The sequence below is a fragment of the Gottfriedia sp. S16(2024) genome, from assembly GCF_050473765.1.
Classification (GTDB): Bacteria; Bacillota; Bacilli; order Bacillales; family Bacillaceae_G; genus Gottfriedia.
Genome location: NZ_JBFLUO010000001.1, coordinates 1,921,159 through 1,944,898, shown reverse-complemented (window position 1 = coordinate 1,944,898; position 23,740 = coordinate 1,921,159). Strand labels below are relative to the sequence as shown.

General features: G+C 33.6%; 16 protein-coding genes and 1 pseudogene. 7 read left to right on the top strand and 10 right to left on the bottom strand.

Annotated features, from left to right (window positions below; translation table 11 throughout):
- Nucleotides 1-745: 745 nt before the first annotated feature.
- Complete coding sequence (locus AB1282_RS09195; protein WP_429898928.1) at nt 746-5,005, bottom strand: S8 family serine peptidase; 4,260 nt, start codon at nt 5,003-5,005, stop codon at nt 746-748.
- Nucleotides 5,006-5,465: 460 nt separating this feature from the next.
- Between AB1282_RS09195 and AB1282_RS09190 the strand changes: the two genes are divergently transcribed.
- From AB1282_RS09190 to AB1282_RS09180, 3 genes are read left to right on the top strand one after another with little or no spacing between them, the layout of a single operon-like run.
- Complete coding sequence (locus AB1282_RS09190; RefSeq protein WP_429898927.1) at nt 5,466-6,926, top strand: spore germination protein; 1,461 nt, start codon at nt 5,466-5,468, stop codon at nt 6,924-6,926.
- Nucleotides 6,923-8,035, top strand: a complete 1,113-nt coding sequence (locus AB1282_RS09185) for a GerAB/ArcD/ProY family transporter (protein WP_056467825.1) — start codon at nt 6,923-6,925, stop codon at nt 8,033-8,035. The genes AB1282_RS09190 and AB1282_RS09185 overlap by 4 nt, the downstream gene beginning before the upstream one ends.
- Nucleotides 8,032-9,126, top strand: a complete 1,095-nt coding sequence (locus AB1282_RS09180; protein WP_429898926.1) for a Ger(x)C family spore germination protein — start codon at nt 8,032-8,034, stop codon at nt 9,124-9,126. The genes AB1282_RS09185 and AB1282_RS09180 overlap by 4 nt, the downstream gene beginning before the upstream one ends.
- A gap of 127 nt (nt 9,127-9,253) precedes the next feature.
- Here the strand turns inward: AB1282_RS09180 and AB1282_RS09175 are convergent, their stop codons facing one another.
- On the bottom strand, nt 9,254-9,685 hold the full coding sequence (locus AB1282_RS09175) for an Lrp/AsnC family transcriptional regulator (RefSeq protein ID WP_056467903.1): 432 nt from the start codon (nt 9,683-9,685) through the stop codon (nt 9,254-9,256).
- Between the two features lie 150 nt (nt 9,686-9,835).
- Here AB1282_RS09175 and AB1282_RS09170 point away from each other — a divergent pair, with 150 nt between their 5' ends.
- The 3 genes and pseudogenes from AB1282_RS09170 (at nt 9,836) to AB1282_RS09160 (ending at nt 12,310) form a co-directional block, all read left to right on the top strand.
- The gene (locus AB1282_RS09170) at nt 9,836-10,417 is read left to right on the top strand and encodes a beta-class carbonic anhydrase (protein WP_429898925.1); all 582 of its coding nucleotides are present in this window, start codon (nt 9,836-9,838) and stop codon (nt 10,415-10,417) included.
- 34 nt (nt 10,418-10,451) lie between these two features.
- On the top strand, nt 10,452-10,895 hold the full coding sequence (gene cynS / locus AB1282_RS09165) for a cyanase (protein ID WP_056467834.1): 444 nt from the start codon (nt 10,452-10,454) through the stop codon (nt 10,893-10,895).
- Between the two features lie 135 nt (nt 10,896-11,030).
- Nucleotides 11,031-12,310, top strand: a pseudogene (locus AB1282_RS09160) (purine/pyrimidine permease).
- 160 nt (nt 12,311-12,470) lie between these two features.
- Here AB1282_RS09160 and AB1282_RS09155 read toward each other — a convergent pair.
- Together AB1282_RS09155 and AB1282_RS09150 are read right to left on the bottom strand one after the other, a co-directional pair.
- Nucleotides 12,471-12,644 (bottom strand): hypothetical protein, encoded by a 174-nt coding sequence (locus tag AB1282_RS09155; protein ID WP_156339624.1) that lies wholly within the window; start codon nt 12,642-12,644, stop codon nt 12,471-12,473.
- Between the two features lie 429 nt (nt 12,645-13,073).
- Nucleotides 13,074-14,471 (bottom strand): PLP-dependent aminotransferase family protein, encoded by a 1,398-nt coding sequence (locus tag AB1282_RS09150; RefSeq protein ID WP_429898924.1) that lies wholly within the window; start codon nt 14,469-14,471, stop codon nt 13,074-13,076.
- 119 nt (nt 14,472-14,590) lie between these two features.
- Here AB1282_RS09150 and AB1282_RS09145 point away from each other — a divergent pair, with 119 nt between their 5' ends.
- Nucleotides 14,591-15,517: a DMT family transporter gene (locus AB1282_RS09145; protein ID WP_429898923.1), complete on the top strand. Its 927-nt coding sequence runs from the start codon at nt 14,591-14,593 to the stop codon at nt 15,515-15,517.
- Nucleotides 15,518-15,816: 299 nt separating this feature from the next.
- On the opposite strand, the gene AB1282_RS09140 is transcribed toward AB1282_RS09145, so the two are convergent.
- From AB1282_RS09140 to yhbH, 6 genes are all read right to left on the bottom strand, one after another.
- Nucleotides 15,817-16,569: a DUF3888 domain-containing protein gene (locus tag AB1282_RS09140; protein ID WP_429898922.1), complete on the bottom strand. Its 753-nt coding sequence runs from the start codon at nt 16,567-16,569 to the stop codon at nt 15,817-15,819.
- Nucleotides 16,570-16,862: 293 nt separating this feature from the next.
- Entirely contained in the window at nt 16,863-17,858 is a 996-nt protein-coding gene (locus AB1282_RS09135) for a DNA/RNA non-specific endonuclease (protein ID WP_429901098.1), read from the bottom strand.
- A 240-nt stretch (nt 17,859-18,098) separates the two neighbouring features.
- The gene (locus AB1282_RS09130) at nt 18,099-18,224 is read right to left on the bottom strand and encodes a hypothetical protein (RefSeq protein ID WP_429898921.1); all 126 of its coding nucleotides are present in this window, start codon (nt 18,222-18,224) and stop codon (nt 18,099-18,101) included.
- Between the two features lie 241 nt (nt 18,225-18,465).
- Nucleotides 18,466-18,936, bottom strand: coding sequence for a tyrosine-type recombinase/integrase (locus AB1282_RS09125; protein ID WP_353611573.1), 471 nt, complete (start codon nt 18,934-18,936; stop codon nt 18,466-18,468).
- 282 nt (nt 18,937-19,218) lie between these two features.
- A complete protein-coding gene (locus AB1282_RS09120) occupies nt 19,219-21,195 on the bottom strand; it encodes a transglycosylase domain-containing protein (RefSeq protein WP_429901096.1) in 1,977 nt (658 codons plus the stop codon).
- A gap of 1,116 nt (nt 21,196-22,311) precedes the next feature.
- Nucleotides 22,312-23,505 carry a sporulation protein YhbH gene (gene yhbH, locus AB1282_RS09115; RefSeq protein WP_097976849.1) on the bottom strand — a complete coding sequence of 398 codons (1,194 nt, stop codon included), beginning with the start codon at nt 23,503-23,505 and terminating at the stop codon, nt 22,312-22,314.
- Between the last annotated feature and the right edge of the window lie 235 nt (nt 23,506-23,740).

Sequence of the window (23,740 nt, the reverse complement as noted above, 5' to 3'; positions counted from 1 at the left end):
CGTTTTAGCACAATGAATAAAAAAAAACGGTAACCTCTTTAGAGATTACCATTTTCAGAGTGTTGAAATATAAAACAGTAAATATTGTAAAAAAGTAGATTAAATGAACTCTATTGATAAAAAAGTTGCAATTTTTGTTGAAATACTTATGTTTATTAAACATATATTTTTGGAACCATACTTTGAGGGCGTAGGAGATTTATTTTTTGATTTATTGATTGATTTTTATTGTAGTTTTATCATCATTATTTGAGTTTGAGCATTTTAATTACTCTTCCTTGGAACGTATATATTAGAGACTTTAAAGATAAACATTTTTTATGAATATGTTGATTGGAACGAAAGGGTGCTCGACTCCTATGGGATTAGCGGGAAGGCTGAGACCCCGCAGGCGCGCCGAGGCTGCTGAAAAACTCTATGATTTTTGAAAAAGTTCAATTCCCTAAAATTCCCATCCCCACTTTTGTCTCAAAAATGGGTTAAAACGTAATGTGTCATCCCCACTTTATCTATAAAAATCGAGGTTTTTATGGGAATTGATTTTTCGTAAAAAGTAAAATTTGAACAAAATTTACTTTTTCAGTGGCCTCGGCGCGCCGAGGAGGCTCAGGTCTCGCCCCATGGAAAGCGAGCACCCTGTAGTGGAAATCAACAAGACATTACTTATTTAATTGACAACTTCTTTTTTCAACAGCCTGAAAACGGTAACCTCTTCAGAGATTACCGTTTTCTAGTCCTATTTAAATTACTCTAGACCAAGTGCTTGCAATACATCATCTAATGTTTTACCTTTATATTTCTTAACTGCTTTTGGAGAATTATCATTCCATGGATTTTGCATCATGTAATTATTAATAACATATTGCATATCTTTTGCATCAACAACGCCATCAAAGTTAATATCAGCATCACGCTTATTCGTACCCCAATACGTTTGAATAAATAAAGCATCATTTACATCAATGACGTTATCTTTGTTTACATCTCCACCAGGGATATAATCATAATCAACTGGTTTTGATCCTGCTGTTACTTTTCCATCCTCTTTTAATCCGATTGTAAAGTCTTTCGATACTGTAAAGTGACCTGGCACATCAATTTTCAAATTAAAATTATCATCTGTTATGGGCAACCTTGTTCTAATTGCCCACGGATTTGTTGAAGAATAACCAAATTGATCCGTTACACCATATTCTTTACCAGACGAGTCTTTCACACTAATTTTTGTACCTGTTTTACTATAGTCAAGTTGTTTCATTTCTGGCTCTAAACCACCAAACATCATTAATCCTTCTGCTTCAACACCAGCTCTCAATAATGAATAGGTTGGTGTCACATAGAAATATGGTTGAATCCCCTGTGTCGTTACTGTACTATTATCCACATTTGTATAAACAGCGCTAAAGAATCTAGTACCAGATGGACTGTAAAGTGTCATTGGAGCTTTGTTGTATAGATCTTTTGCTTTGAATGTTACGTCTACTAATGATGCGTCTCCAGCTATACCCGTATTCGCAAGGTCTCCTGTTGCTGATGCAGTAATGGTCATTAACGTTCTACCGCCACCTTGATTAACACTCGTATATTGAACATCTAGCTTGCCTTTAAATGCAGCATTTGGTTGAACATTTACTACATCAATGTACTGATTTGGATAAGTAAAACTGTAAGTTGCTTTCTTTACGTTTGTTTTCACATTTTTTGTTGAGAACGTTACAGTCGTAGAATCGCCCATGTTTACACGTTGCTTATCTGCAATTGCTGTTGTATACGCCGTTCCTTTTCTTACAAAATAGGCATCTATTACACTACCATAGTTTCGTACAGTTGCTTTACTATAATCTGTGAAGTCATATTCAGTAATAGCATTCACAATTGGACCAGATGTACTTAATGGAATTTCTGCATTGAAATTTCCTTGTGCATCTAGCGGAATACTTTTTTCTGAAGAATTAGCAGGATTATAATACGTAAAATTAGTATCTCCTTGAGATGCAGTAATACCTGCTGCTTTCATCTCATCGATATCTTTATCAAATACATTTCCTGATACAGTAACTTTTGTGTCAGTTGGATTAGCTGTTTCGTAAATTCCTCCAGCTTTCACGTTATTCATCGTTACCTTTGGCTCTCTTTCTCCATAGTATACCGGTGCATCTGATGTAAAAGTTTCACCTTGATCGTTTGTGCCAACCATTCGAATTTTATATAATCCAGGCTCCGTGCGTTTAAAGTCATATGCAATCGGATTGTCTGGGTTATCAGTTAAAGGATAATATTTCCCTTCATTCAGCACACCTCTGAAATAATAATCAATATTCTCGTCTGCTCCCATTCCATCCGCTGTACCTAAGAAACCAATTTCTTTGTCTGTTTTTGGATCCACAAGGAAGAAATCAAAATAACGCATATGTGAATTCAATTTAAAGTTTGCGCCGATAGACCATCTTGTTGCATTACTTCCAGCTTCATATGGTATTGTATAAGCTGATGGATTTCCTGTCACATACTCAATTCCTTTTTTCACTGTATGAATTGCAAATGGAACTTTATATGTTTCATTTTTATTGTTTTGATTTGTATAAACAATATATCCTTCATATGTTCCTAGTTTGGCAGATTTAGGCACATTGATCGTAGCATCCATATTCGCACTGCTATATTTTTTTACCTTTACAGATGATTTCACATCTAATGACACACCATTTGCAGCAGCATCTTGGTCTGCTCTAGAATCGTCAGTAAATCGAGCATCTAACGTCTGAAACTGAACTTTTACATCATATGTTTTATCAACAGAAGATTTATTAAATAAAGTCATTGAACGTTGATCTGTCAGATTTTTACCTTCAACGGCTTGTTCACCAAAACTTAAAGCACCGGTTATGTTTTTTATTTGTTTAATTCCCTTATCTGCTAAAGTTGTTATACTATTTGTTACACTTTTTACCGTTGAAGTTTTGTCTTTAACTTGTATCTCCGTTTGAGCATGAACCGCATTGTATGGATCTACGCGTCCTGCCCCAACTTCATATACACTATATTTATCTGATAATGGATCTGCCGTATTCATCAGCGTCGCTTTAATATCTGATGGAGTCATGTCAGGATGCGCCTGCTTGACTAAAGCTGCTACGCCTACAACATTTGGCGTTGCCATCGATGTTCCAGATAAACGCTCGTAAGCATAATTATAATTTCCGATTTGATCTGCCCCGTGCATATAAGAAGGAACAGTAGAGAATACAGATACACCAGGAGCTGTTACTTCAGGTTTAATATCATATAACACACGAGATGGACCACGTGAGCTAAATGGGGCTAATTTATCACCTGTTGTGACTAATTGTTTCATATTACTAAAAGTAAAATCTAAAGTTGTATTACTACTTGATGGTAACTTCGCAGCTAAGGCTTTTCCTTGAGCATTACTAATTAGAAATGTCGGAATATAGCCGTAACCTTCTCCTAGGTATACATCACCGTTAGGAACAGGTGAGTCGTATAATACAGCCCCAATTGCCCCACGTGCTTTCGCATTTGCTATGATTTGAGTTAAACCGATGCTACCTCTTTGCGCCAGTATTACTTTCCCCTTTACATCTACTGGTGTAGAAGTTCCGGTATTTCCAGTCCAGTACGAACCTTCAGTGCCATATGCTGCATTAACCATTTGCACAGTTTTCCCATCAAAATCTGCTATATTATCCCCTAAGCCTTGAGCCGCTAGTTTTAAATCTGCTGTAACATCACCAGTTGACGGTTTTAATGTTCCTGTATACGTCGGAATAGAGACAGAAGTATCGGAAGCTCCAACTGTAATGGCTAAAGGTGAATTACCAGGAGCACCAAGTGAATACATTGAATCCCCAGAGTTTCCTGCTGCGACAATCGCAGTTACACCTGCAAGAACAGCATTGTTAACGGCAATTGAAGTAGGATATAATGGATCATTGTAATCTGCACCAAGAGACATGTTAATAATGTCCATTCCATCCGATACTGCTTTATCAAGTCCTGCCAAAATAGCTGATGTATAACCACCTCCATATGGTCCCAGAACACGATATGAATAAATATCTGCCCCCGGCGCAACACCTGTTACTGAAAGGTCTCCATCATTTTTCCCTTGTCCAGCAATAATACCAGCAACATGTGTTCCGTGCTCAGTATAATACGCTTCTCCATTTGAGCCTAACTCATCTTGCCCAGACTTCTTCCAATCTGCGTATGTTGTTTCCATTGGGTCATTGTCATTATCAACGAAATCGTAACCACCTTTAAAGGCACCTTTTAAATCTGGGTGATTATAGTCAATTCCAGTATCAAGAATCCCTACTTTTACGCCTTTTCCTGTAAAACCTTCTTCGTGAAGCTTTTCAACTCCTGGGAATGTCACCATTGTATGAGTTGCAGCTTGCTTACCTGTTGTTGATGTTTCGCTGACTGACGGTGGCTCTACTTGAACTTGTAAATCACTATAGACAGATTGTACTGCACTAGATTTAAGTAGTTGTTTTATTTTGTTAGCTGGAATTGTCATTGCAACCCCATTAAATGCTTTTTTATATGAACGTTTAATTGAGTATGGATTTTTCTTTTCTTTTAGTTCACTGCTAAAAATTGTTTTTAAATCTTTTTGGAATGTTTCGTGTGAAGCGTCAACTTTCGCTTGTGCGTCTTCAGATGTAAGCGCTTCCCCTTTTGACGCAGCCTCTAAGACAGCAGTCTGTTTAGGCTTGTCCTTAAACTCGACAATGACAGACGTAAGCTTATCGCTTGTTTGATCGACTTCAGTAGATAATTGGAGCCCTGCTTTATCACTTAATTTCAATTGCTTAATTGCCTCACGCTGCTGGGGCGTAAGATTTGCTAATACTTGTTCGACCTTTGATGTTGCTTGTGCATGAACTTGTTGTGAAAAGGAACCTGGTGTCATTGTAGTACTTATAAGTCCTGTTGTTAATGCTAATGTTGTAACATTTCGAAACATTTTCTTTTTCATCTACTAACCTACTTTCTTTCCTCAAGATATGTTCATTATAATGAAAGTTGTCACGATTTATATTTTGCAAAATTCACTCAATTCAAACTTTTTTTGCATTTTTTTGCTATTTATCTACTTTAAAATTGATTTTTTGTAAAAATATGTAAAAAATGTGAGATTCATCTCGAAATTGCTAGTTTTCCGCTTGCTTTCGTAGTGAATTAAATCTGAATTGTAAATAAATCTTATAGAAGGTAAATTAGGTGTCCATCTGTGCAAACGAACATAGATATTAACTCCCACTAGCGTTAGTGCAATCTATTTTATTATTGCAATTAAAAATAGGACTCTCACATGTCAGTTAATCTGACCTATGTGAGAGCCCTTTTCTTTATTTATAATCATTCAATTACTTAATCTGACCAATGAATATGTTTTTCTATTTTACAAACAATATACGATAGGAGGTGGAATATTATTGAAAACGGAACAAACAATTACAATTTCTAAAGACATTAATCGTAATTTAGAAAAATTAAAAGAAGAGTTTTCAAATGTTTTTGATTTTAAAACAAGAAAGATTACTTTCAATAATAGACCACTATGTATTGCTTTTATCGATACAATCTCAAATAAAGAGATTATTAATGAAAAAATTATAAAGGTACTTTTAAATATAAAACATGGAAATATTATGACGGATCTTCCGGTTTCAACTATTTCTACAACTGTTTGTTTTAACGAAATTAATGTTTCTCTTATTAATGGAAATACAATTATATTAGAGGATGGATCCAAGGAAGCCTATATAATAGATACTATTTTATTTGAAGTGAGATCAACTAGTGAACCTGTAAATGAAAAAGTCGTTTCGGGTGCTCACGACGGTTTTATTGAGAGCCTAAGTAAAAATGTAAATTATATAAGAAATAGAATTAGAAGTTCTCATTTTAAAACGGAAATTGTACAAATTGGTGATCCTGCTACAAATGTTGGCATTTTATATTTAGATAATATAGTAAATAAAGATATTCTACAAAATGTTAAAAATCGTATTCATTCAATTCAACTTGAAAATAATTTAACATCAGGTAAACTGGAAGAATTTATCGAGGATAGTTCCTTCTCCCCTTTCCCACAATTATTAAAAACAGAACGTCCTGATCGAGTTATTTCAAATTTGTTTGACGGTAAAATTGCAGTAATCGTTGAAGGGAGTCCTACCGTTTCAATTATGCCAGCTACTTTTTTTATGTTTTTTCAAACTCCTGATGACTATAATGGGCGGGTTTTAGTTGGGTCTTTTTTAAGAATCATACGGCTATTTAGTTTTTTTCTTTGTATAACTTTACCTGCAGTATACATATCAGTTATTTCATTTGGTTATGAAATTCTCCCATATGAATTAGTTACTACTATTCAAAACAGCATCGAATTTGTACCATTTTCACCATTTGTCGAAGCGATCATTATGCAATTGATATTGGAATTATTAAGAGAAGCATCCATTCGACTACCAAGCCCAATTGCTCAAACGATCGGCATTGTAGGAGGGCTCGTTATCGGAACAGCTATTGTAGAGGCTAATTTAGTTTCAAATCCTATGACAGTAGTACTCGCCATCACAGCAGTTGCATCATTTGTTGTTCCTGTTCATGAAATGAGTTTTACACTTCGATTATTAAGCTTTCCAATGATTATTTTGGCATCAATCTATGGATTTGTTGGTATTATATTCGGTTTAACGCTTATTTTTATTCATATTGTTAAACTAGAATCTTTTGGTTCTCCATACTTTTCACCTCTTGCACCAATTCGAATAAAGGATTTAAAGGATACCTTGATAAGAGTGCCAAATTGGAAAATGAAGACTCGACCGACAAATGCGCAACCCACTGATACGATTCAGTCCCAAGGAACGAAAGGGTGGAAAAAATGATAATTAAGCAAAACGAGACCATTTCATCCTTTCAATTATTTTTTTATATGGTAATCGTCCAATTAAATGTTACAACATTAAGGCTACCAATGTATTTATATAAAGAAAGTGCTCATGATGGATGGATTTCTTTATTACTTTCTTGTTTCTATTCTGTTTGTACTATATTCCTATATTCATTTTTAATTAAGCGGTTTCCTAATTTAACAATTTTTGAAGTTTGTACGCTTTTTTTTGGAAAATGGATCGGTGGAATATTAAAAATTTGTTATATTTTATATTTTGTCTTTATTGCTTATTCAATTAATCAATCCTATCTATTTGTTTTTAGTAAGTGGGTTTTTCCAAACTCACCATTTTGGAGTATTTTACTCCTTTTATTGATAATTGGTATCTATTTAGGAAAAGAAAATATTCGAACGATGACTCGATTTTTCCAATTATCTTTTTGGACATTTTTAATCATTTTCGTTTTTAGTATTGAAGCGTTTCAACAGGTGGAATGGAAATTTTTACTACCAGTTGCTCAAGTTAACTTTACCCATATAATGAAAGGAAGTTATACGTCTTATTATTTTCTACATGGTTTTGAGTGTCTTTTAGTTGTCTACCCATTTGTAAAAGGCCCTCATAGAAAAATAATAAAAAGCTCTATTTTTTCTATATTATTTATTACAATGATTAATCTATTTACTGTCGTTTTATGTTTCGTATTCTTTAGTAAAAAAGAAATGGCGTTAATTCCAGAACCAACAATTTATTTATTTAAAACCTTAACTTTTTTCAAAGTACTAGAACGACTTGATTTACTATTTCTTTCATTGTGGTTTGTCGTAATTGCCTCTTCCTATGTTGCTTATTTAAATTTGGCTAATGTTGGCATTTCAAATTTGATAAATAGAAATAGAGTTACTACATTTTCTACTCTTGCAATTTGCTTGATTATCTTTCTAGTTAGTAATTTAGTACCTTCTTCAAATGGTTTTTTAGATATCTTAATAAAAATCTTATCTATTTCGAGTTTTATTTTTATACTATTGATTCCGGCGTTGATCTTATGTATTTCCCTACTCTTTAAGATTAAAAGTAAGGAAGTTAAAGTGTCATGAAAAAATATCATTACACTGTTTATTTATTAATCTTCTTTTTAACAGGATGCTGGGATCAACACTCCTTGAAGGACTCTGCATTAGTACTAAGTATTGCATTTGACCAACTTCCTAATGACAATATTCAGGGAACAGCAAGCGTCAGTGCTAATATTGCAAAAGGTGACCAAACCGAGGCCACTAATTATATTGTTAATGATCAAGGCGCAAGTATAAGAGATGTACGTAACAATATTGATTACCAAATTCCTGGTAGTTTTTCACCCAACAAATTGCTAGTGATGCTATTAGGTGAAAACCTCGCAAAAAACAATTTGTATCCTTATTTTGATACCTTTTTCCGATTTATTAGAAACCCACTAACTTCACGAGTAGCAATCGTAAAAGGACAGGCCTCTAGTATTATTGAAATGAAAACTTATAAAGATATTTCTATCAGTGAGTCACTTTCAGAAATGCTTGAGGCAGCTGAAAATATTTCTGTAATTCCAAAAGAGACACAAGAAACTATTTACAAAAAAATGGACGATCCAGGTAGGGATTTAGTCGTCCCTTATTTAGAAAAAATAGATGATGAAACAATAAAAATTAAAGGTGTGGCACTTTTAGAAAACAATCGTTTTACCGGAAAAGTCCTAAATAATAAACAGTCAAAATTATTGTTATTACTGCAAGACAAAAAAAGTAATACGATGAGTTTGACGGAACCATTAGGGAGCAATAATGAGATTGTTTCTTTTAAAGTAAAAAGTATAAAAAGAAACCTACAAATTAAAAATGAAAAGCAACCTAAAGTAAAGATCGATTTAAAAATAAAGATTGATTTAATCGAGTATACTGGCGAAGATCTAGCTAGTAATATCAAGAAAAGGGAAATAGAAAACAAAATTACTAAAAATATCGAAAACGAGCTAAAAGAAGTAATTAGCATTCTTCAAGAAACAAATTGTGATGCATTAGGAATAGGTAGATATTTAATGGCCTATCATCCTGATACTTGGAAGAAGTTAAATTGGGAAAAGGACTATTCAAAAGTTCCCTTTGAGGTCAATACAAAAGTGACTATGTATACAAGTGGAATTATTTTATGACAGTTAAAACTAGTAAAGTTTAGCAATCATTTATTACATTATAAAACCAGAAAAGCCCTTTATCGGGCTTTTTTTGTTTTGCTTATTTCTATTCGTAATTTGTGTCAGTTTCCAAATGTGATTAGCTTTATTTTAACTTTCCTATTGATAGGTTAACACGATAATTTCCATACTTTAATAGTCTTTCTAGAAATGTATCCAATTCTTCATTCGAAGCAAAATGAGTTTTTAATAAATAACATCCTTCACCACTTGTACGATGTACTTCAGAAACTGCTTCTTCTTCTTGAAAGAACATCTTAAACTCTTGATGATTAGCTGTTTTTACGAACACAGTAACAAATGCAGTCACTATTTGTCCTAATTTGATTCGGTTTATTGCGATTGTATATTGCTCAATTATTCCTAAATCCTCTAGTCTTCGAATTCGATTTCCTACAGCCTGCCCTGTCATATGTATTTTTTGACCGAGTTCTTTCCATTGAATTCTTGAGTTTCCTCCTAATAATTTCAGTATCTCAAAATCTGTTTGATCAATGATATAAATCAATCCTTTCATCATGAAAGTAGAAAGCCAGATAGTGTTTCGCCAACTTATTCTGCTTATCGATACAATTCACTATACTTAATTTATCCTCTTATATCACTTTACTTATAACATAGTGGATTCAACAAAGAAATACATCTTAATGTAAAGGTGGTTAAAAACATGTTATTACAAGAAATTTTAGCGTACAATGAACAATTTGTACAAAACAAGGAATACCTTCCTTATGAAGCAACAAAGATACCTCAAAAACGTATGGTTGTTGTCTCTTGCATGGATGCTCGTTTAATTGAGCTGCTTCCAAAAGCTTTAGATTTACACAATGGTGATGCAAAAATCATCAAAAATGCAGGTGGTACGATTACAGATGCCTTCGGTAGTATCATGCGAAGTGTTGTAACAGCTGTATATGAATTGAATGCAGAAGAAATTTATATTATTGGACATCATGCATGTGGAATGAGTCAAAGTAATCCAAAAGGAACACTTCAAAAAATATTAAATCGTGGAGTATCTTCACCAGAAATTATCTCAGCTATTGAATATGCTGGCATTGACCTTGAAAAGTGGTTATTTGGATTTGATCATGTCAACGATTCAATTCAAGCTAATATTGATTTAGTAAGAAATCATCCATTTATACCAAAAGATATTCCTGTCCATGGTTTAGCTATTGATCCCCACACAGGTAAATTAGATTTATTAGTTGATGGATATAAAACATTAAATGAAGTGAAAAATTAATTATTACTACTTAAATGGAAGGAAGTTAATAGATATGAATAGAAAAGAAGCTACGCAAAAAATTATAGAAGCAAAAATTGCAAAAGGTTTAACATGGGAAGAAATTTCAAAAGTAAGTGAGAACTCTGAGTCTTGGGTTGTAACAGCATTATTAGGACAAGCTACAATGACCCGTCCAGAAGCAGAAAAAATGGCTGAACTATTAGGGTTAAATGAAGAAGTAGTTCAAGCCTTAACGATTATTCCACATAGAGGTGATGCAATGCAAATGCCTCCTACTGACCCAATCTTATATCGTTTATATGAAATGTTATTAGTGTACGGACCAACTATTAAAGAATTAATTCAAGAAAAAGTTGGTGAAGGTATTATGAGTGCAATTGATTTCGAACTAGGTGTGGAGAAAAAAGAAGATCCAAATGGTGACCGTGTAATCCTAACACTTAATGGTAAATTCTTACCTTATCGTAAATGGTAAATTATAAAAAAATATTTCTATTAAATTAAAATAAATTTACACTATATAAACCTTAGAAATCCATCTTTTTAATCTACCACTATAGAAAAGATGGATTTTTTCTATAAGGTTCTTTTTTAAGCAGGGGAGATTAATATGAATAATAAATATGTTAATACTAGTTTTAGTATCTTACAGTGGTTTGTGTTTCTATTAGCAAATGCAATTGCATTGCCAATCATTATTGGAGGCATATTCCATTTATCAATTGATGAAATTTCAACTTTAATGCAGCGAACTTTTTTAGTTGTGGGAGTAAGTTCTTTTTTACAAGCATGGTTAGGGCATCGCTATCCCATTGCGGATGGCCCAGCCGGTTCATGGGTAAGTATATTTGTCATATTGGGACAAGTAGCTATGCATCAGGGACAAAGTGCAAAAGATGTACTCCGACTTTTAGAAGGTGGATTAATTATTGCAGGTCTATTACTTTTCGTCCTTGGGATAACAGGACTTGTGCATCGAATTCTACGTTTATTTACCCCTTTGGTTACAGGAACATTTCTTTTAATCTTAGCTCTTCAGCTTAGTGGTGTGTTACTAAAAGGAATGATGGGATTACAAGGAACTGTAACTCATCCTAATTATACATTAGCTACTATTGCACTCTTTGTTTTTGCCATGATTACTTTCTTATCAATTAAGGGAAAAGGATGGATGAAAAGTTACGCTGTGTTACTTGGAATTTCAGTTGGTTGGCTTTTGTATGCTGTATTTGGAAAACCGTCACACCTTCCTTCTAATACACCTTTAGTTAAGTTCCCTGAAGTATTTGCTTGGGGCATGCCTAAGTTAGATACTGGGATAACCATAACTGTAACTTTATTTACATTCCTATTAGTTGCAAACACAATTGCTGCAATTTCGGCTGTAAAACAAGTGTCTCCGCTATCTAAAGAAAATGAAAGACAAACATTGAACCGTGGTATATGGGTCGGAGGTATATCTCATGTTTTCACGTCGTTGTTCTCTACAATTGGCGTTGTTCCATTACCTTCATCAGCAGGATTTATTCAACTAACAGGACAAAAAAAAGTGAAGCCGTTCCTTATAGCAAATCTCATATTAGCTGGAATTTCTTTTATTCCCTCTTTTGTAGGCTTTATATCCTTGCTACCAGGTCCTATTGCAAATGCCGCGCTTTTAGCAACCTTTGTCCAAATGATCGGAATTTCATTTCAATCGATTTTACGTGAAGAATTAAACCAACGTCGATTAACGATATTAGGAATTTCATTATTAATTAGTTTGGAATAATGTTTCTTCCAGAAAGTGCATTTAGCGGATTACCATCTACCTTCAAATATGTTTTAAGTAATGGATTACTCGTAGGTACCATGATTGTTATTCTACTGGAACAATTTTGGAAAGAATGATTCTTGATAACAAAAAACAGAAAAACCCTATAAGGGGCTTTTCTGTTTTTCACTTGATTAGTTGTATAAAAATCCTATAGGCCAAGAAAAATAAGGATAAAAAAAAGCATTCTTCCCGATTTTTCGTTGGTATGCTTACTTTATTGTAAAATTATATTTATTAGTGCTTTAACATATATCCCCAAAGTAATAATGGTGTAATAAGAAAAGTGTAAAGTACTATTTGTAAAATAATTATTGGTTTTATTTCTTTAAAATCACTTATCCAAAACTTAGAAACTATTGCATATAATACTAATTCTATTACCGGTCCAAATACAATTAACCATTTCATTTTAAAAATTTGCTCCTTTTAGAAATTCTAAGATGCATATATTACAATCTCACTCTAAAATTATAACACAAAAAAGAAGAAATTATTTTACAAAAACAAAAAAATCTGAAGTATTAAATAAATTCAAAACTTCCCACAATATTCAAGGTGATCCACCAGATGATATTCCATGATTAGCTGAAGATTTCATTTTTTGAAGACACCTTCTATATACAACAAAAAAACAAAAAAACCTATAAGGGGCTTTTCTGTTTTTCACTTGCTATTCTATTCGTACTTCATTTTATTCTATTGTCCAGTGTTCCTGTTTAAAGAAGCTCTTCATTGAATAGAACACAATATATAGCCTGTATCTATAATTACAGACTTTTTTATGCATGTTGGCTTTTAAACAGATCTAAAGTAATCGAGAATTATTTTAGTATCATGTTATATTTTAAACCATGAATTATACAACCATCGAATAGCCTCTTCAATCTCAGCCTCTGATAAAATAGCAAATCCAAGTAAGACTGTATTTTTCGGATTATTCCCTTCGCTATAATACATTGAAACTGGATAGACTTTAATACTGTTTTCAGCCGCTCTTTTTATTAACTCTTCTTCTAACATTCCATTGTGAACCTTTAATAAAATATGTAAGCCAGAATCTTCTCCTATCACTTCCACTTTATTAGAAAAATACCTTTCTATCGCCAAAATAAGTACATCTCTCTTTTTTCTGTAAACAACTCGCATTTTATTAATATGTTTTTCCCAATGTCCTTCGTTTAAAAATCTTCTAATGATTTCTTGATCAATTCTCGAAACACTTTGTGTGTAGAATAAATATTGTGAATGATACAATTTAATCAGCTGTTTTGGCAACACCATATAACTCATTCGTAATGATGGAAGTAAAGCTTTTGAAAATGTCCCCATGTAAATTACGTTTCCCTCTGCGTCAAGCCCCTGCAATGCAGGAATTGGTTTTCCAGAATAACGAAATTCACTATCATAATCATCTTCAATAATATAACGTCCATACTCCTCTTGAGCCCATTGTAATAGTTGTCCTCTTCTTTTAATTGGCATAATCATTCCACAAGGAAATTGGTGAGACGGTGTAACGAAAATAACTTTCGCATTGCTAGCTTCTAAGGCTGCAATAGAGATCCCATCCTCATCAAGTGGGATCATTTGAACATTTTCTTCTCCCTTCTCAAAAACAACCAACTTTCGATGATACCCTGGATTTTCAACTGCAAAATTCCTTCCCTTTAGTAACTGAAACAAGATTCTTATTAAAAATTGGGTTCCGGCTCCTATTACAATTTGACTCGATGAACATCTAACACCTCTTGATTCATATAAATATTTCGCAATCTCTTCACGCAAGTTGGATTCACCTTGAGGATGACCAAGAAATAGAAGTTCCTTATTTTCTTGTTGCCATACTTCATTTGAAATTTTACGATAGACAGCGAATGGAAATGTCTTTGGATCTACACCCGTCTGTGTAAAATCATATTTATAGATCTGTTCTCCGTATAATACTTCATTAACGAATTCTCTTTTTTTCTCTGTAAGCATCATTTGCTCAATTTCACATACAAAATATCCCTTGCGTGAAACTGATTCAATATACCCTTCTGCCAGAAGTTGTTCATATGCTGATTCAACTGTATTTTTACTCACTTCTAAATACATTGCTAACTTTCTTTTTGCTGGAAGCTTCGTCATAGGAGGGATTTTTCCACTTCTTATTTCTTCTTTTATATACCCATATAACTGTACATACATCGGCATTTTTGACTCAATATTCAAATTTGGTGTTAACTCTAACATAAAATCTGACCCCCTCACTAAATGAATTACTGATACTTTATACAGTACCAGAGTTTATATATAATACTTTTTATCATGTAAATCGAATAAAATCAATGTTTGAAAGGAGCATCATGATTATGCAAAACAGCAGAAGTCTTGGACTATTTATGATTCTTACAGGAGCTACTTTATGGGGATTATCAGGTCCATTAATTCAATGGTTTTTTCAACGTACGACAATATCATCAATCGACTATTTAGTCATTCGCCTCTTACTTGCTGGGGTCTTTATTTTATGTTTCTTACTTACAAAAAAACAAAATATATTTCGTATTTTGCAACAACCACATCATCTATTACACCTTATCATTTTCTCAATCCTTGGGATGCTTGGCGCACAATATGCTTTTATTGAAACTGTGTATATTAGCAACGCCGTGACAGCTACACTATTTCAATTTTTAGGACCAGTTCTAATTACTATTTACGTTGCAATCCAAAATAAAAAACTGCCCTCTACTACGCAAGCAGTAGCAATTGTCTCTGCACTGATCGGCACATACTTTATTATTACAAATGGATCAGCCCATAATATTGTCATGTCTAAGGAAACTATTTTATTCGGACTGTTAACAGCTATTGGTTTTACCTTCTATACACTTCACCCTACTTCCCTTATACAAACATGGGGGACGACTCTTATTATTGGCTGGGGTATGCTAATTGGAGGTATTGCATTATTTATTTACAATCACTCTTTTGAATGGAAACAACTTTCACAAACCTTTACGCTGTCAATATTCTCTATGCTAATTTTAATTATAATAATTGGTACAGTTTCTTTTCTTCTCTACATCGGTAGCCTAAAATATTTATCAGCAACAGAGACTAGTATTTTATCTAGTATTGAACCACTTGTAGCAACTATTGTTTCTATTACTTGGCTAAAAGAATCTTTCGGAGTATACCAATTACTAGGTGGTATATGTATCGTCATCGCAGTTATTTTCTTAACAATGCCAGAAAAAGTAGCAAAATCCACATTCAAAACTGAACAAATATAATGTCAAATGTAAAAAGAGATCTATTTTTACGATTACTACTTTCCATTATGATGAATAAGAACCCTGACTTCACTATTGATTAAACACTAAATCTTTATAACAAAAAACAGAAAAACCCTATAAGGGGCTTTTCTGTTTTTCACTTGCCATTCAAATCGTACTTCATTTTATTCTATTGTACAGCGATTATTTCGCTGCCTTCTCATGCTCCTGCTTGAAAAAGCTCTTCATCGAATTGAACACATCTGACTTTTGTTTAAGGATGTAGTCTGTGTTCTTTGCATAAGCAATACATTATTCTACAAATACCAAAGCAATTCATTTTTCATTTTCTTACCATTCTTATTCATCTTTTTTACAACTTCCCATCTCTTATTTTGCTTATTCACTTCATAAAGTATATTTGTTCCATCTGATTTCTTAAAAAGGATATATGCTTTTTTCCCTTTTATAAAGGTAACAGGAGAAATCACATTTTTATAAGGTGGATGGACCTCTGGATTCAAAATGTTATTAATGATCTCCTCAGTAATATTGGTAAGGGATTTGTATTCCTTTTCTTTTTCTGCTTTATATTGTAGCTGCGAATAATTATATTCTGAATATAGCTCTAAATTTAAATTAAACGATTGCTTTATATCTGAAATCGTCTCACTATAAAACTGTTTAAATTTCCTTTCCTCTTGATCGCCTTCATGATTATAACTAATCTTCTTAATTCCTATTGGGCTTATATGAAAGATCATTGTCTCCTTTCCATGAGGAGGATTGTGTGCATGTTCAAAAGTATTCACTTTGACTTTTGCAGTAAAGCCGAAGCTTCCTTCGCGATCCCTATTAATATTTAATATTTTCGCATCATACAAACCATACGCTTTGTGATATCCATAATAATCTTCTACACCTTTTGAAATATAAGGATCGAGTGTAGTCAGCAATGTATCATGAAGTAATTTATTATTTATTTCATTTTGATTTGCTTTAATTACAGAAGGTTGAATAAGAAAAATGAACATGCTAATTGAGATTAATATAAAAAATTTTGTCTTCATATAAACCCTGCCTAATGTATTTTAGGATTATATTTACCCATGCAAAAAAAAAAGATACTTAGATCCATACAATATCTTCTCCCAGAAAGCACAATAAAAAAAATCGACTAAATAGTCGATTTTGATGTACATGCGTTAATTGCATAAGAAACTCTATAATTCCAAAATATCAATGATGCTGTATTAACAAATTCATAAGATCAAAACACTTATCAAGGGAATTAAAACCAGCATCATTTTATAACTTGCCTCTTTACTTCAATAAGAAGAAAAGAATCACCACATAACCTCATTTATTCGCCTACTAAGCCATCACCATCTCGATCATCCATATATTTATAGAGCCATGAATCTCGCGTAATTGGCATTTTAAATCCAGCAGCTTTGGCTTCAGCGATCGTAACACTTCCGTTATGATTTGTATCCACTTTACTAACGTCTTCATTACTATTTTTCGTTTTGTTTGCAGGCACATTGTTTGTTTTCGGTGGAGTACTGCTCGTACCTGTCGTTTTCCCTAAATTTTTGTTCACTTCATCTGGGTTTACATTGTCAAATTCATCTGTAATGGATCTGCCCTGAATTTTATATGTGAATTTATAGTGGTTAGGAATTTGCGTCCTAGTATTAGGATAGTGAATCACTGCTACGAAATCAGTGCAACCTTTTGCATCTCGAATCACTTTTTCCATATAAGCTTGATCACCGTGCCTATTGAGATTGCTGTTCTGAGGTGTAATGTTATATGCGTTTGATACTCCCCCAAGCGAGTCAGCAATCACATGCCCTTTATCCAAGGTTGGACTCTCTGTACCAGGAACATTTGCTTCATCAGAGTAATATCGACCTGATGACAAAACATGATCCGTATTCGAATTTTGAAGAGTTATCTTTTTCGCCTCAACACGAATTAGCTGACCGTATTCATTTGTATACGCCCAATATTCCCGTTCTCCATATCCGACATCTACTTTGACATTCGGCTGTCTATCTCCTGACATATCCCCGCCGTTTACTACAATTAGGGTATATTTGCTATAATCAAATCCGTCTGTTGTACCTGTTGCCTTTGAAGTGCTAAAAGCAGGAACACTTTTGTTCGGTTCACTATCACTCTTTGTTTTTTCTGTGTCATCTGCAGGTGTACTCTTAATGTTTTCAACAGTCTTAGAAGCCGTGCTCGTTGGGGATTCCACTTTTTTTGACGAAGTCTGTTCAGTGATTTGTCCGCAACCCACAAATATAGATAATAAAATCACAGTAAATAAAATCAAAAATACTCTTTTAATCACACTTCTGCACACCTTTCTCATTTTTCTACTCTAGAAAATCCTATTTAACGATAACACATTTTGATCTTTTGTTGGAAAATATTTATCGTTGGTTTTTACAACAAAAAACCAGAAAAACCCACTACCGGGCTTTCTGGTTTATCTTTATAAAAGAGAAATTTCATAATACACCCTTTTTCCTTATCAGCATGCTCAGCTTTATAAGAAGTTATTAAATGGAGCGTTGCAATTCCTTTTTTAAAAGTATTTACAATATTGATCTTGGCGTTGCTTTCCACTCAGTTTCGCATATATACGTGTTGTTTCACTCTTTTCGTGACCTAATAAGCTTTGGATTACTTCAATTGGAGCTCCATTATCCATTAAATGGGTTGCATAACTGTGTCTTAGTTGGTGGGTGAAATCTTCTTATTAAACTCTGCCTGTAAAGAAACCTCATTAATTATATGGCGCGTTTGAGCAATACTTAACCGACGAGGTGCTCTTTCGGTTACAAATAATGCAGGATCTGAATCGTCTCGTTCGTTCAAGTATCTAAATAACCAAATTTCAGCTCGAGTATTGAAGTATACTTCTCTTTCTATATCACCTTTTCCTCGTACTATTACAGAGTGATTCGTCCAATTAATATTATTTTTATTATTAAGACAATTTCGCCTATACGGCATCCTGATGAATACATAAACTCAATTATTGCATGTTCTCTTAGCGTATTACAGGCTTCTCGAAGGAGTTCAATTTCCTTAACAGTTAAGAATTTAGGAATTCTAGTTCCAGCTTTTGGTTCTTTTAACTTTGAAGAAGGGTTACTATGAATCTCACCCTCTTCATGAGCCCAACGGAATAAAGATTTTATAAAACGAACTCTATGTGCTAGACTTGCAGGTTTTAACTTTTCTCCAACAATTACAAGATACTCTTTTAAAGCATCAGTAGAGATTTGAGCAATATCAATATCACCGAAGTGTTTTATTAATAATGTTGCTTGGATTTTATATGCCTTTAGAGTAGTTGTTGAGTATCCTTCAATTAACTTATCATTATAGTAACTTATCCATGCTTTAGATAATAACATTAATGAATTCCCTCCAATAATTGTTGTTATACCAGGCATTATTGACGAAATTCATGTTTAAAATAGGTGGGTTATATTATTGCACTAAATGGCAGGATAGTCATAATGAACGAAACGGCTCCATTTTGTTGAATAAGAATCCTCTCTATCACATTTATTAATCTTTGTGTATTTATGACAAAAAAACAGAAAAACCCTCAATGGGGTCTCTCTGTTTCTCACTTTCTACGAATTTTATATAGATTTACTAAACTCGACTTTTAATTATGTCGGGTCGCTTCTTTAATCCTTCCATTTTTTACCTTTTCCATTTCCATGTCCTTTTTCTTTTCCTTTTTCTTTTCCTTTTCCTTTTCCTTTATTTTTATGCTCCTTCTTTTCATGCTTGTCTTCTTTCCAACCATCATCTTGCACTTTCTCTTCTTCTCTGTACATTTCCTCTTGTTTCTTTTTCTTTTCTAATTGTTTTTTATAATTCTTTCCAAGTAGTGGTAGATCGAACTTATTGGGCGGAATTTCCTTTCCAGATTTCAATATAATTTCTTTAAATATTACAGTCGCGGTTTGACTACTTGATGATGTCAAATAATGATTTTTATCTGTTTTATCATAGCCTAACCAAACAGCCCCAACGATGTTTGGAGTATACCCTACAAACCAATGGTCTTTTGCTCCGTTCACAGTAGAAAAAGGCAGCTGAGTAGTTCCTGTTTTACCTGCAATATCTCTGCCTTCTATTTGTGCTTTAACTCCAGTTCCCTCTTTGACAACACCCTTGAGCATAAATGTAATTTTTTGAGCGATGGATGCCTCGGTCACCCGAGTTTGTTTTTTATTCCATTTCCCAATCGTCTCTCCATCTGCATTCTCAATTTTTTGAATCGCATGTGCTTCTACCATAATTCCGTTATTTGGAAAGGCGGAAAATGCTTGAGCCATTTTTAAAGGAGATGTTCCTTCATTCATACCTCCAAGAGCTAGACCAAGAGTCTGATCTTTTTTACCTAATGGAATACCAAAACGCTTTACTGCATTTATCCCATTTTCTAATCCTATTTTTTGCAATAACCAAACAGCAGGTACATTATAAGAGTGGATAAGGGCGTCGTACATCGTAACTTCTCCATGAAATTGATTGTCAGAGTTTTGAGGTTGATAGCCATTAATATTAATAGGATGATCTTCTAAGGTATCAAAAATATCATATCCTTGTTCCAACGCTGGAGTATAAGTTGCCAATGGTTTCATTGTGGACCCAGGCTGACGTTTTAATTGAGTAGCACGATTAAATTGCCTAAAAGTATGCTCACCGCGTCCGCCAACAAGGGCAGTAATACCTCCTGTTGAAGGGTTAATCAGAATGGCTCCGCTTTGAATGGTTTGATCAGACTGACTTTTAGGAAACAAATTGTTATTTTTATACACATCTTCAACAGCACTTTGAATGGCAGGATTCAATTCGGTATAAATATGGAGTCCTCCTGAAAGAACCTCGTTTGGTGTCAGATGATATTTATTGATCGCCTCATCAATAATATAATCTACATAATATGGATATTTACCTTGGTAATCTTTATTTTTCTTATCTGCTAATACAATTGTTTGCGCCTTAGCCTTCTGAGCTTCACTTTGACTAATATAGCCTTCATTTTCCATTAATGACAGCACAGTATTTCTACGATTAATTGCTTTATCGAAATTCTTAAAAGGCGACAGGTTAGAAGGAGCCTTAATGATGCCCGCTAACATCGCTGATTCGCTTAATGTTAACTGATTCGCATCTTTCCCAAAATACACTTGGGCTGCACGCTGAATACCCCAAGCACCTTCTCCGAAATAGATCTGGTTCAAATAACGCTCTAAAATTTCATTTTTCGAGTATACTCGTTCAATCTTCTTTGTCAAAATCAATTCTTTTAACTTTCTTGTATAGGTACGCTCTTGTGTTAGAAAAGCATTTTTGGCTAACTGTTGCGTAATTGTACTTCCGCCTGCAACAATTTCTCCACTTACTAAGTTTTTTAGTAGCGCCTTTGCAATCCCGAAATAGTTAATACCATTATGCTTGTAAAAGCGTTGATCTTCAGTTGCAATAACGGCATGTATCATATTTGTTGGAATTTGCTTTATGCTGACTCCTTCGATGTTCGAAACTGAGATCTTACTTGCGGCTTCTCCTTTTTGATCAAAGATGATTGTCGGCTGCGGTGCAGGATCTTCCAATTTACTCACATCACTTGTCCAAATCAAGATATTCATAATAAATAAAAAGCATACAACTAACGCTGCAACTATCGATAATATTTTGAAAAGGAAGCCTTTGGAAGATAAACGGTTCCATAGTTTCTTTGATAATTTTCTTTGCTGTCTTCTCTCTATTCTCCCCACACTGTTTTCCCCTTTAAATTTAATGTAACTGTTTGTCATTTATCTATAAAAATGTTTATCATTTGCTGGATGGTACATGCAATATTCTTCTATATCCTATCCATCTTTTTTGCTTCGTTAATTTATAGAGGGATAACATAAATATAGAAGAGCTATCAAGGCTATTTACCCTTATAGAATAAAGGCTTCTATTAAATCTAATTTACTTTCTTTGATTCGGTCTTCTCATGAACAATACGTACATACCGTAATAAAGAGGAAATAATCAAACTATACCCTTTATCATTTTTCACAGTAAAATAATCTTAGTTTAACAGTTTACTCATCACTTCAAGCCTAATCTCCTCGATGGTAACTTCTAGTCCTTGGGTTACATTTTCCCATTTTATAGAGGATTCACAAGTGTAACAAACATAAAGTGTTTTCAAGTATATCTTCCTTTCTTTTGCTCCTGTCTTCACAAAAAAAAATACCCTTTTTCATCGGGGTATTTCACAGTATACTGCTATCTTCGTTTACATAACTTTTATTTTACACTAGCTATGTTTTTATTGTTTGATTTATCACAATTATACAAGGTGTTGTAATATATATCACTAACTAATAAAAGGAAAAAGCTAACAACTAAATTATCGTGTTTCTTCTCTGATTGATGAAATGATGGAATTTCAAGATTAAATTACAGATAAAGGTGGGCTTATGAAATTACCAGAAGCTTTTGGGAATACTCATCTGTTCAGTCCAACCCTGTTTACAATCACACATCACTTTTAATATGTACCCCGATTATTTCAACAAAAGGAAAACCCTATTCATTTTTTTAACAATATTGGTCAACTATACTGCAAATATGTTGAATAAGATCCTCTATGCCATTCATTAAACTTTGAGTATTCATGACAAAAAACCAGAAAAACCCTCTACCGGGCTTTTCTGGTTTCACTTACCTATTCTACTCAACATTCATTTAATTCAGTTATCCAGCGATTATTTCGCTGCCTTCTCATGCTCCTGTTTAAAGAAGCTCTTCATTGAATGGAATACATCTGATTTTTGTTTAAGGATGTAGTAGCGGAATTTTTCATCATTAATGTTTTTATATGCGGACATTAGTGTAGAGTGTCGATTGTATTGGTTTACTTCTCCGTATCCGAACATATTGCTCACTTTCATTAATTCTTGAACTAATTTTACGCAGCGAGCATTATCAGATGTTAAATTATCTCCATCAGAGAAATGGAATGGATAGATATTATATCTTTCTGGAGAATATTTGTATTCAATTACTTCTAAAGCTTTTCGATAAGCAGATGAACAGATCGTTCCTCCGCTTTCTCCTTTTGTGAAGAACTCTTCTTCTGTAACTACTTTTGCTTCTGTATGGTGTGCAATAAACTCGATATCAACTGATTCATATTTTGTTCTTAAAAATCTAGTCATCCAAAAGAAGAAGCTTCTTGCCATATACTTTTCCCATAAGCCCATACTTCCGCTCGTATCCATCATTGCGAGTACGACGGCTTTAGATTCTGGTTTTCTAATTTCATTCCATGTACGGAACTTTAAGTCTTCTGGAGATATAGGATAGAATGATGGCGTACCACTCATTGCGTTACGTTTAAACGCAGACATCATTGTACGTTTTTTATCAATGTTACCCATTAACCCAGTTTTTCTAATGTCATTAAATTCAATATTTTCTACTGTATTTAAGTCTTGTTCTTTTCTTTTTAGATCTGGTAATTCTAACTGACTAAAAAGAGCTTCCTCTAATTCCATTAGTGAAACCTCTGCCTCATAATAATCTTCGCCTGATTCCTTACCTGCTCCTTGGCCTTTACCAGCACCTTTTTGCGGCTGGCCGCCTTGTGAACCATCTCTTGCCACTACATCGCCAACTTTACTGTCTCCAGTACCCTGACCAACGTGTTTATTTTTATCGTAGTTGTATCTAATCTTATACTCATCTAGTGACCGGATTGGGATTTTTACTACATCGCGCCCATTTGACATGATGATGCTTTCTTCTGTGATCAAATCTGCTAAATTCTTTTTAATCGCCTCTTGTACCTTCTCTTGATGGCGCTGTTGGTCGTCGTGTCCTTTACGATGGAGGGTCCAGTCTTCCTGTGAAATGGTAAAATTATGCTTTTGTTCATGTTCATTATTTTCATTACTCATTTTCTTTCCCTCCCTTACTTGTTATGATTTATTTTAAAAATAAAAAAATCGTCACACAGTAATACACAATTGCATAAACTAATTCGGTAGGTGATTTTCTACCCTTTTTTATGGATTACTCTATCATATGCAGAAGGACACAATAATTGACAATGTTTCTTCTAAATTTTACACCCATTTTTTCAGAAAATAGGACGAGTCCTTAAAAATAAATATATTTATATAAAAATTCCAA

Excerpts from the sequence above, each read along its gene's own strand:
- AB1282_RS09145 (WP_429898923.1), top strand. The coding sequence starts at position 14,591 with ATGCAAAACAGCAGAAGTCTTGGACTATTTATGATTCTTACAGGAGCT.
- cynS (WP_056467834.1), top strand. The coding sequence starts at position 10,452 with ATGAATAGAAAAGAAGCTACGCAAAAAATTATAGAAGCAAAAATTGCA.
- AB1282_RS09195 (WP_429898928.1), bottom strand. The coding sequence starts at position 5,005 with ATGAAAAAGAAAATGTTTCGAAATGTTACAACATTAGCATTAACAACA.
- AB1282_RS09180 (WP_429898926.1), top strand. The coding sequence starts at position 8,032 with ATGAAAAAATATCATTACACTGTTTATTTATTAATCTTCTTTTTAACA.
- AB1282_RS09120 (WP_429901096.1), bottom strand. The coding sequence starts at position 21,195 with ATGAATATCTTGATTTGGACAAGTGATGTGAGTAAATTGGAAGATCCT.
- AB1282_RS09170 (WP_429898925.1), top strand. The coding sequence starts at position 9,836 with ATGTTATTACAAGAAATTTTAGCGTACAATGAACAATTTGTACAAAAC.
- AB1282_RS09130 (WP_429898921.1), bottom strand. The coding sequence starts at position 18,224 with ATGGATAATGGAGCTCCAATTGAAGTAATCCAAAGCTTATTAGGTCAC.
- AB1282_RS09140 (WP_429898922.1), bottom strand. The coding sequence starts at position 16,569 with ATGAAGACAAAATTTTTTATATTAATCTCAATTAGCATGTTCATTTTT.
- yhbH (WP_097976849.1), bottom strand. The coding sequence starts at position 23,505 with ATGAGTAATGAAAATAATGAACATGAACAAAAGCATAATTTTACCATT.
- AB1282_RS09175 (WP_056467903.1), bottom strand. The coding sequence starts at position 9,685 with ATGAAAGGATTGATTTATATCATTGATCAAACAGATTTTGAGATACTG.
- AB1282_RS09125 (WP_353611573.1), bottom strand. The coding sequence starts at position 18,936 with ATGTTATTATCTAAAGCATGGATAAGTTACTATAATGATAAGTTAATT.
- AB1282_RS09150 (WP_429898924.1), bottom strand. The coding sequence starts at position 14,471 with ATGTTAGAGTTAACACCAAATTTGAATATTGAGTCAAAAATGCCGATG.
- AB1282_RS09155 (WP_156339624.1), bottom strand. The coding sequence starts at position 12,644 with ATGAAATGGTTAATTGTATTTGGACCGGTAATAGAATTAGTATTATAT.
- AB1282_RS09185 (WP_056467825.1), top strand. The coding sequence starts at position 6,923 with ATGATAATTAAGCAAAACGAGACCATTTCATCCTTTCAATTATTTTTT.